Genomic DNA, 7,701 nt, shown 5'->3' on the forward strand with positions numbered 1-7,701 from the left:
CCGTGTCCAAAAACTCCATAGACATCACAGGCTTAGTGCGTTCGAAGGGTTATTGCTGGATTGATGCTGATCTGCGCGTGGCCCACGCCTGGCAGCAGGCCGGTCCCAACCTGCAGATCGTGCCGGCCTCCTTGTGGGCTGCCAACGGCGTCACGCCCGGCACCGAGCTCGTGCTCATTGGCATCGACTTCGACCACGAGTCCACGCTTCAGTCCTTCCGCGACGCCGTGCTTTCCGACGCCGAAGTGGCCGCCCTCGTCTAGCCGCTCCTTAAGGTGAACACGGGGTGAATTGCTATGCCCATTTCTTGGGTTGAAAACATGCATTGACATCGGGATTTGTTAGTTCTCTGGAGTGTGGGTATAGTTATTCCTCGTTGCACAGCAGAGCACACACGCTCCGGCGTTAAGTACTGCGAACCAACGGACTGCGCCCGTAGCTCAACGGATAGAGCATCTGACTACGGATCAGAAGGTTGGGGGTTCGAATCCCTCCGGGCGCACCAAATCTCAGCCGCCTTCGGGCGGCTTTTCTCGTTTTCGACTCCGTGGGTTGGGCAAACCCGGTAGTGTTCTGAAATATGATCAAAGCGATTCTCTCCGCCATCCTGCTATTCATCTCCTCGCTGTTTTCTAACGCGGGCTCCTCGGAGCTGGCGGGGAGCTCGGAGGCGTGGGGGCTAAACGTCGCCCAGCACGGCATCATTACGAACACGCCTGCAGCTTTGGTCGAGGCAAACGATGAGCAGATGGAACATATCACTGCTTTCAGGTGGGAGTCTGCGGCGAGCCCAGAGGATTTCTCCTTGAATTTCCAGGACCAGACGGTGTGGTTGCCCTGTAACGGCGGTGACTTCACCTTGGTTGATGGCGGCGTGGAGCTCAGCATGTTGACGGATAAGGCCTGCTCTGGAGGAAAGGTTGACCTTCCCTTCATCATGTTCCTGTCAGAACCGGCGAAGGTAATGGTGGACTCGGATGCCTCCGCAACACCTGAGCGTATTTACCTCGTGCGCGATGAGAAAGCCATCGCCCTTAGCCGCTGAGACGCATATCGCGCAGCGCTGAAAACGCGCACAAGTAAGAATGCCGGCCAGAGCCAATGGTTGGTCGGTTGGGGCGGATATAATGGTGCCCATGATTCAAGCGATTCTCTCCGCTATCCTGCTTTTCATTTCCTCCCTCTTCTCTTTTGCCGGCTCCTCGGAGCTGCCGGGGAGCTCGGGCATAGCTGAAGCTGGATCCTCGCAGCGCAACATTGTTACTGGCGTGCCCGCAGGCCTGGTCACCGCCAATGCGCAGCAGATGGAGTTCGTGGTGAATTCCGAGTGGGAGTCCGCGCAGCAGCCGGATTCCTTTCGCGTGAACTTTAGGGATCGGGTCGTGCAGTTCTCCTGCGATATCCTCAGTTTCCACTTTGAGAGCAACGGAGATGGTCAGCTAGAAATCACTCGGGATTTGAGGTTGGACAAAATCTGCTTCGGCGCGCAACCTGACGGGGCCATCATGAAACTTCTTGCAGGTCCAGTAACGGTGATGGTGGACCCCGATGCATCCGCAACACCTGAGCGCATTTACTTCGTGCGCGATGGCAAAGCCATCGCCCTTACCCGCTGAGACGCATATCACGCAGCGCTGAGTGAAATGCAGAGTTGAAAACGCACACAAATAGGAAGACCGGCCAGAGCCACTGGTCGGTCTTTCGACGTTTTCGACTGCAAGGAGATGAATAGGTGTCAGCGCGTGCCCGAATAGTGGGCCTTGATATTGCACGTTCCTTGGCCATCATCGGGATGATTATTCTGCACATGGCCAACCTGGTGTGGAGCGCCAAAGTGGTGCTCTCCGGGCTGCCGGCGGCGGGCTTTGCCATCATTGCAGGTACCACGATGATGATCCTTGCCCGCGACTATTCGCTGCGGGTCTTCCTCAAGCTGGTCGCCCGTGGCCTGATAGTCATGCTCATCGGCGTGGCGCTGTTGCCCGTCGGCGGTGAGATTCAGGTGGTGCTCGTCGTGATGGGCGCGGCCATGGCTCTCACCGCTTGGGTGCCGCCGCTCGCCACTGTGTGGAAGGTCCTGCTCTTCGCGCTGGCCACCGCGGGCGCCACGGTGCTCTACGCGCCGTACACACTCCCACAGGTCTACCCCCTCGTGGCATTCCTGGCGTACATGGTGGCGGGCATGCTGCTTTACGACGTCTACCTCACCCGCCCCACCCGCACCCAGATCGTCACGACCGCGGTGGCCGTCGTCGTTACTGGCATCGGCCTGTGGCAGCGCTTTAACCCGGATATCGCCGGCTGGCTGCGCTTTACCGGGCATACGGGCGTGCTTGGTGAAATCCTTCTCTCCGTGGCGGTCACCGCGGTGGTGCTGCACCTGTGCCTGATCATTGGCCGTCACCTGCCGCGCTTGACCTTCCCCTTCGCGGCATTGGGCTCGATGTCGTTGACCATCTATATCCTGCACATTTTCACCGCACGCTACTGGCAAGCACACGTCTCGCTGCACAACACCATGGCGGCACTGGGCTTTGTGCTCGCGTTCCTGGTGCTGAGCGCGCTGTGGAAGAAGTTCTGTGGAAAGGGCCCGGCCGAGAGGGTCGTGGCCTGGGCAATCAAGGAGGTGGCCGCGTAATGGTGGCACGAAAGATAACTGCTGTTGTGGCCAGCGCTCTGGTCGTGGGGCTAGGCGCTGCGCCGGCCATGGCCTTGGAATTCGCCCAGCCCGCTCCGCAGTCGGAGGAAAGCGCTGCCGTGGCTGCGCTGCGCATGGGCAAGATCGGAAACTTCGGCGATTGCACCGGCACGCTCGTTGCCGAGCAGTGGGTGCTCACTGCCCGCCACTGCTTGGAGTCCGTCAACAACGAGGGCTCGCAGGCTCGCTTTGGCCAGGGCAAGGACACCCGCGTGTATGACGTGGACTCCTGGGCTGTTTCGCCGACTATCGACGCCGGCCTCATGCACCTGACCGAACCCGTCAAGGACATCAAACCCGCCAAGCTCGCGGATGCGGTCCCCACCGCCGGCGAGAAGGGGCATTTCTATGGCTGGAGTAGTAGCTCCCGCATGGCCCGCAAAGGCCAGCTACCGATGGCAGAGATGGAAGTAGGCGAATTGCTATCCGGCGGCACCCCACCGGCCAGCCCAGATGAATCCGGCGAGAAGATGACGCCGGTGGCGCCAGGAGATTCCGGGGCTATGGCTCCTGATGACATGGCAGTGCCTGCCCCCGGTGGAATGGTCGCTCCCGCCCCTGGTTCGTCCAACGCGCCCCAGGTGATGGAGGGCGGCGACATGCCAGAGATCGCTGTTGGACCCGACGGCGCGGAAAGCATTCCGGCCGGTGAGCTTGGGGGAGTGGGCCCGATGATTGCGGCTGCCATCATGGACGTGAAGTCCCTCAATGGTGAGGGCATGCAGGGCGGCGACTCGGGCGGACCATTCTTTGTTAACGGTCGCCTCGTCGGTGTGGCCACGGCTGGTACGTCGAACGCGGATCCGGATCTGCCTTCGCCGAGCGCTGCCATCACGTCGGTGGTCGAGGTCCGCGATTGGATCGAGGACGTCACCAGCGGCCGTGATACCGACGGCGTCCTCAACGCCGATAACTCCCCGGCGCCGCCGGCAACGATGCAGGTCAGCGCGCCCGCAGCTCTGACAGCCGGCGTGACTGGGGTGGTGGGCCTGATCGTGCTAGCCATCGCTTCACGTTTGCTTCGCCGCAAATCTGGTGCTGAGCGGGGTAGCAACTAGGCTGTTTCTCCATGAAGGAGAAACTCGTTCCGTGTCTGATTGCCGGTGCCATCCTTGGTGTGGTGCTGTGGCTGGCCTCCGGCATGCTCTGGATGTTGCCGGTGGGCCTAGCGGCGGGCCTCGCGGGCTACCCGCTGCTCGGCATCACGCGCGATGAGTCCCAAGCCCGCAAACGTCGCGACGACACCTTCCGCGACTAAGCGTCCCGCACCGCCCCACGCCACCGCACTACGCCGCCCGCCCGCCACCACGCACGCTCCTCCACGGTCGGTCGCTAGATGGCACCCCACAAACCGTCGCCAAATGGCGCCCCACAAAAGACATCCACTAAAAGGCATCTTTGGGGCTGAAAACGCCATCTGCACGCCCCAAAAGGCGTTTTCAGGCGAGAAAACGCCTTTTGACAGATGCCATCTGCAAAATGCCATTTGCAAGACGCCTTTTGGAAACTGCCCCATGCCCAGCAGCACGCAAAAGGTTCCACTCAGAAGTCATTAGTCAAAAGGTTCCCTTGGAGGCAAGTAAACCATCTTTAACCAGGTAGAAGGTTCGTTTGGGGGCAAAGAAACCTTTTGACTGGAACCAGGTGAGGGGAACCCGTTGAGAACCGCCTGCTAGGAAAGAAAGCCAGGCCTAGAAGCCGACCAGCGGGCTAGAAGATTTCGATGCGCCCGCCCAAAGACTCCGTCTGGCGCAGCTGCGCCACCCAGTTCGGCGCACCCGGGTGCAGCCGCAAGACCGGGCGGGAAGAAATCTTCACCGGGGAGACCGATTCCTTTCGAGCACCGGATCGGGCTTCGATGCGGGTGCGGGCGCGGAAGCCAGCGTCGGCAAGCGCGGCGATGGAAGGCTTATCCGAGGCCAGCGATTCGCGCGCATCCTGCAGCAACTCAAGAGCCTCGTCGAGGGCCTGGACCAGTGCCGGTGCATTGGTCTCGCACATCTGGCGAACCAGATCCGGGCGAGTGCCCGCCACGCGGGTGCCGTCCTTGAAGGAGCCGGCCGCGAGGGACTGCGCCAGAATGCCGCCATTATCGCCGACCACCGCGAGGGTCTCCGCCAGCACGTGCGGCAAGTGCGAAATGCGGGCAACCGCGGCATCGTGGTTCGCCACGCGCACCGGAACCGCCTCCGCGTGAACCATCTGGGTCATGCGGACCACGTCCGCAAAAATGTTCTCCCACTCGGCGGGGATGCGCTCGCCGCGGGCCTCGCACTCGGCGGCATAGTCATAGGTGATAACCCAGGCAGCGCGGTTGAACAGCCCGGTGTGGGAGTTCTCCCAGCCGGACTTGGAGGTGCCGGCCATGGGGTGGCCGCCCACATAGCGCGACTCCATGTTGCGCTCCACAATGAGCTGGCGCACCTCGGTCTTGACCGAGACGACATCCGTCAACCCGCAGCTCGGGGCGTGTTCCTGGATGGCGTCGAGGACCGAGGCAACCGCATCCATGGGCACCGCGATGACAATAAGCGCATTGTCCTCCTCGGCGCGCCGCAGGATGGCCGGCAGATCATCGGTGACGTCGTAGCCCTGCTTAATGGCCGTTCGGGCACCAGAAGTGGAGTGGTTATAGCCGTACACGGAATGGTGTGCAGCAGCTAGGTCACGCAGGAGGGAACCTCCAATGAGACCGAGGCCGATAATGCAGACGGGGCGTTGAACATCTTGAGAACTCACGGTGACAATTGTGGCACAACCCGACTAATCTGACGAGGTATGAGCCACGACGATCTGTCCTTTGCCATCACCGTTGCCAGTGCCGAAGGCGGCTGGGTGATTCGCCCTTTCAAGGATGACTTCACCGACGTCAACACCTCCATCAAAGCGGTGCGCAACCTGCGTTCCGAGGGGGCGGCATTCGCGCTGCTGTGCGTGGAGGATGACTATTTCGTCGTCGTGCGCCCGGTGCCGGGGGATGTGCGCATGCTGCTTTCCGACGCCACCTACGCCTCCGAGGACGACTTCGCCGCGGATTTCCTGGACCTGCGCGATCTCGAGATCCCGGATTTAGACGAAGACGAGTGGGAGGACGCCGACCCGTACGGTGACGGCGATTTCGATATCTTCGCGGACCTCGGCCTCGATGAGGACCAGGTGGGCTACATCATCGATAACGATGAGGACTGGCCTTCCGATATGCTCCTGCGCATCGCCGGCGAGCTGGGCTTTGGCGATGAGCTGGAGGATTTCATCGACGGCCTCGACTCGGATGACTCTTAAACCAGCAGCGGGGCTGGTGCGCGCAGAGGCCCGCATGCGCCGCGCCCTGGAGGTTGCGCGCACCACGCCGGCGGGGGATATCCCTGTGGGTGCCGTGCTTTACGACGCCTCCGGCAACGAACTCGCCACCGGCGTTAACCGCCGCGAGCAGCTGAATGATCCCACCGCGCACGCAGAGGTGGAAGCTATCCGCCAGGCGGTACGCGTGCATGGCGATGGCTGGCGTCTGGAAGGCTGCGAGCTGGTTGTCACCTTGGAACCCTGCGCGATGTGTGCGGGCGCGATTCAGGCTTCCCGGGTGTCTTCGGTGGTCTTCGGGGCCTTTGAGCCGAAGACGGGGGCGTGCGGCTCGCTGGTGGAGGTATTGCGCGCCCCGGGCGCCCTCCACGTTCCCGAGGTACGCGGCGGTGTGCTGGAGGAAGAATGCGCGGAGCTGCTCACGGGCTTCTTCGGGGGTCTGCGCGGCAGCGGCGCTTAGCCCTTGAAATGGTTAGTGGCCCCGGAGCCACCTTCCGATTCGCGTGTAGGCTGGGTGGTCCACGTGAGAGAAGTAGAGAGTAAGGAGAAAATCATGGGTGATTTTGAGAACAAGAAGGACGAGTTCGTTGGCAAGGCTAAGGAAGCCGCTGGCGGCTTGACCGATAACGAGAAGCTGGAGAACGAGGGCAAGGCCGACCAGGTTACCTCTGAGGCAAAGCAGAAGGCTTCCGACGCCGTTGAGGGCGTCAAGGATAAGGCCAACGAGGTCATCGGAAACCTCAAGGACTAATTCCTAGCCTCATCTAGCTGAATCGCTGTCCGCGCCGCGTGGTGTGGGCAGCGATTTTGTCGCTCGGGATGACTCCCGTAATCTGGAACGCGGTGGCGTGTCCGAGCGGCCGAAGGTGATCGCCTCGAAAGCGATTGTTGGGTAACCCCCAACCGCGGGTTCAAATCCCGCCGCCACCGCCACAGCCGGCACTCCAGTTCTTAGCTCTGGAGTGCCGGACTTTTTATGTTTTAGAAGCCAGCCCGCCCCTTCTTGGGCCTTGGGCTTCGGCCTGTATGGCGGGCGATATCAAGGGTGGATATCACTGTCTGGGGCAGAAGTGTTTTCTTCGCGTTTCTTTGTCCGCAGAATCATGTCGACGATAGCTCCCACGATGGTCGCCGAGAAAAAGAAAACTACCCAGGAGAATGGCGCGGTGAGGTCAATATAGGAGAGCGCTACAAAAGCAATGATTCCTCCCGCTAGTAGACCGATAGAGATGCCCAATAGAATTTTTCCCATTTGCTCCTGTACCTTCTTTTTGTCACACATTTAGACCCCTAACCCCTGAAAAAGTGAGGCATTCAGTAGGCGATGCTTTAGGTATCGCCTTGGCGGGTTTCTTCAATCTGAAGGGCTAGAAGTTCATTTGTTTTTTCTACTTCTTTGACCAAGAAGTGAAGCCGTGCAGCTATGAAAGCTACCAGCAGGATCTGAAAGATTTGCACAGTCATTCCTTAGGGGACAGTGTTCACGTAAACGTACGGTGACCATTGTCCATCTGCTTTGATGCGTCCGCAGAATTGGCTGTTGGACGCTATTTTTTGAGGCAATCCTAGGCACTCCTCCCTTCGGCGTGCGCAGGAACGGTGCTCAAGGATGTCGTGAGCGTGGACTACGCCGCCACCGCCACATCCGGCACTCCAGCTCTTAGCTCTGGGGTGTTATGTCCATGGACTTTTTGGACACGGAG

At 60.5% G+C, this 7,701-nt stretch carries 12 protein-coding genes and 2 tRNA genes; 11 read left to right on the forward strand and 3 right to left on the reverse strand.

The features are described 5' to 3' along the window. The 7 genes from HMPREF2807_RS04420 to HMPREF2807_RS04450 all read left to right on the forward strand — a co-directional run. Positions 1–263 (forward strand): GTP-binding protein (locus HMPREF2807_RS04420; RefSeq protein ID WP_198531374.1); only part of this gene is annotated, 263 nt, incomplete at its 5' end. A gap of 166 nt (positions 264–429) precedes the next feature. Beyond that, positions 430–505 (forward strand) — tRNA-Arg (locus HMPREF2807_RS04425). Between the two features lie 75 nt (positions 506–580). Next, on the forward strand, positions 581–1,045 hold the full coding sequence (locus tag HMPREF2807_RS04430) for a hypothetical protein (protein ID WP_070510765.1): 465 nt from the start codon (positions 581–583) through the stop codon (positions 1,043–1,045). Positions 1,046–1,136: 91 nt separating this feature from the next. Next, entirely contained in the window at positions 1,137–1,616 is a 480-nt protein-coding gene (locus HMPREF2807_RS04435; RefSeq protein WP_049157768.1) for a hypothetical protein, read from the forward strand. 116 nt (positions 1,617–1,732) lie between these two features. Continuing rightward, positions 1,733–2,638, forward strand: coding sequence for a DUF418 domain-containing protein (locus HMPREF2807_RS04440; protein WP_070510767.1), 906 nt, complete (start codon positions 1,733–1,735; stop codon positions 2,636–2,638). Beyond that, complete coding sequence (locus HMPREF2807_RS04445; protein ID WP_070510769.1) at positions 2,638–3,756, forward strand: trypsin-like serine protease; 1,119 nt, start codon at positions 2,638–2,640, stop codon at positions 3,754–3,756. The genes HMPREF2807_RS04440 and HMPREF2807_RS04445 overlap by 1 nt, the downstream gene beginning before the upstream one ends. A gap of 11 nt (positions 3,757–3,767) precedes the next feature. After that, a complete protein-coding gene (locus tag HMPREF2807_RS04450; protein ID WP_046648858.1) occupies positions 3,768–3,956 on the forward strand; it encodes a hypothetical protein in 189 nt (62 codons plus the stop codon). Between the two features lie 452 nt (positions 3,957–4,408). Here HMPREF2807_RS04450 and HMPREF2807_RS04455 read toward each other — a convergent pair whose 3' ends face one another. Then, complete coding sequence (locus HMPREF2807_RS04455) at positions 4,409–5,437, reverse strand: prephenate dehydrogenase (protein ID WP_070510771.1); 1,029 nt, start codon at positions 5,435–5,437, stop codon at positions 4,409–4,411. A gap of 39 nt (positions 5,438–5,476) precedes the next feature. On the opposite strand from HMPREF2807_RS04455, the gene HMPREF2807_RS04460 reads away from it, so the two are divergent. The 4 genes from HMPREF2807_RS04460 (at position 5,477) to HMPREF2807_RS04475 (ending at position 6,931) form a co-directional block, all read left to right on the forward strand. Further along, on the forward strand, positions 5,477–5,980 hold the full coding sequence (locus tag HMPREF2807_RS04460) for a tRNA adenosine deaminase-associated protein (protein ID WP_046648855.1): 504 nt from the start codon (positions 5,477–5,479) through the stop codon (positions 5,978–5,980). Positions 5,981–6,014: 34 nt separating this feature from the next. Next, entirely contained in the window at positions 6,015–6,458 is a 444-nt protein-coding gene (locus HMPREF2807_RS04465) for a nucleoside deaminase (protein ID WP_046648879.1), read from the forward strand. A gap of 93 nt (positions 6,459–6,551) precedes the next feature. Next, positions 6,552–6,749, forward strand: a complete 198-nt coding sequence (locus HMPREF2807_RS04470; RefSeq protein ID WP_046648854.1) for a CsbD family protein — start codon at positions 6,552–6,554, stop codon at positions 6,747–6,749. A gap of 91 nt (positions 6,750–6,840) precedes the next feature. Next, positions 6,841–6,931, forward strand: a tRNA-Ser gene (locus HMPREF2807_RS04475). Positions 6,932–7,037: 106 nt separating this feature from the next. Here HMPREF2807_RS04475 and HMPREF2807_RS04480 read toward each other — a convergent pair. Together HMPREF2807_RS04480 and HMPREF2807_RS14290 are read right to left on the reverse strand one after the other, a co-directional pair. Then, the gene (locus HMPREF2807_RS04480) at positions 7,038–7,250 is read right to left on the reverse strand and encodes a hypothetical protein (RefSeq protein WP_128081865.1); all 213 of its coding nucleotides are present in this window, start codon (positions 7,248–7,250) and stop codon (positions 7,038–7,040) included. Positions 7,251–7,327: 77 nt separating this feature from the next. After that, entirely contained in the window at positions 7,328–7,456 is a 129-nt protein-coding gene (locus HMPREF2807_RS14290) for a hypothetical protein (protein WP_255365578.1), read from the reverse strand. Positions 7,457–7,701 lie beyond the last annotated feature (245 nt).

The organism is Corynebacterium sp. HMSC074A09, from assembly GCF_001811545.1.
In the GTDB taxonomy this organism is placed as follows: domain Bacteria; phylum Actinomycetota; class Actinomycetes; order Mycobacteriales; family Mycobacteriaceae; genus Corynebacterium; species Corynebacterium hiratae.

Bases quoted from the DNA above. Each gene is read 5' to 3' on its own strand.
- HMPREF2807_RS04460 (WP_046648855.1), top strand. From the start codon at position 5,477: ATGAGCCACGACGATCTGTCCTTTGCCATCACCGTTGCCAGTGCCGAA.
- HMPREF2807_RS04435 (WP_049157768.1), top strand. From the start codon at position 1,137: ATGATTCAAGCGATTCTCTCCGCTATCCTGCTTTTCATTTCCTCCCTC.
- HMPREF2807_RS04430 (WP_070510765.1), top strand. From the start codon at position 581: ATGATCAAAGCGATTCTCTCCGCCATCCTGCTATTCATCTCCTCGCTG.
- HMPREF2807_RS04450 (WP_046648858.1), top strand. From the start codon at position 3,768: ATGAAGGAGAAACTCGTTCCGTGTCTGATTGCCGGTGCCATCCTTGGT.
- HMPREF2807_RS04465 (WP_046648879.1), top strand. From the start codon at position 6,015: ATGCGCCGCGCCCTGGAGGTTGCGCGCACCACGCCGGCGGGGGATATC.
- HMPREF2807_RS04445 (WP_070510769.1), top strand. From the start codon at position 2,638: ATGGTGGCACGAAAGATAACTGCTGTTGTGGCCAGCGCTCTGGTCGTG.
- HMPREF2807_RS04470 (WP_046648854.1), top strand. From the start codon at position 6,552: ATGGGTGATTTTGAGAACAAGAAGGACGAGTTCGTTGGCAAGGCTAAG.
- HMPREF2807_RS04480 (WP_128081865.1), bottom strand. From the start codon at position 7,250: ATGGGAAAAATTCTATTGGGCATCTCTATCGGTCTACTAGCGGGAGGA.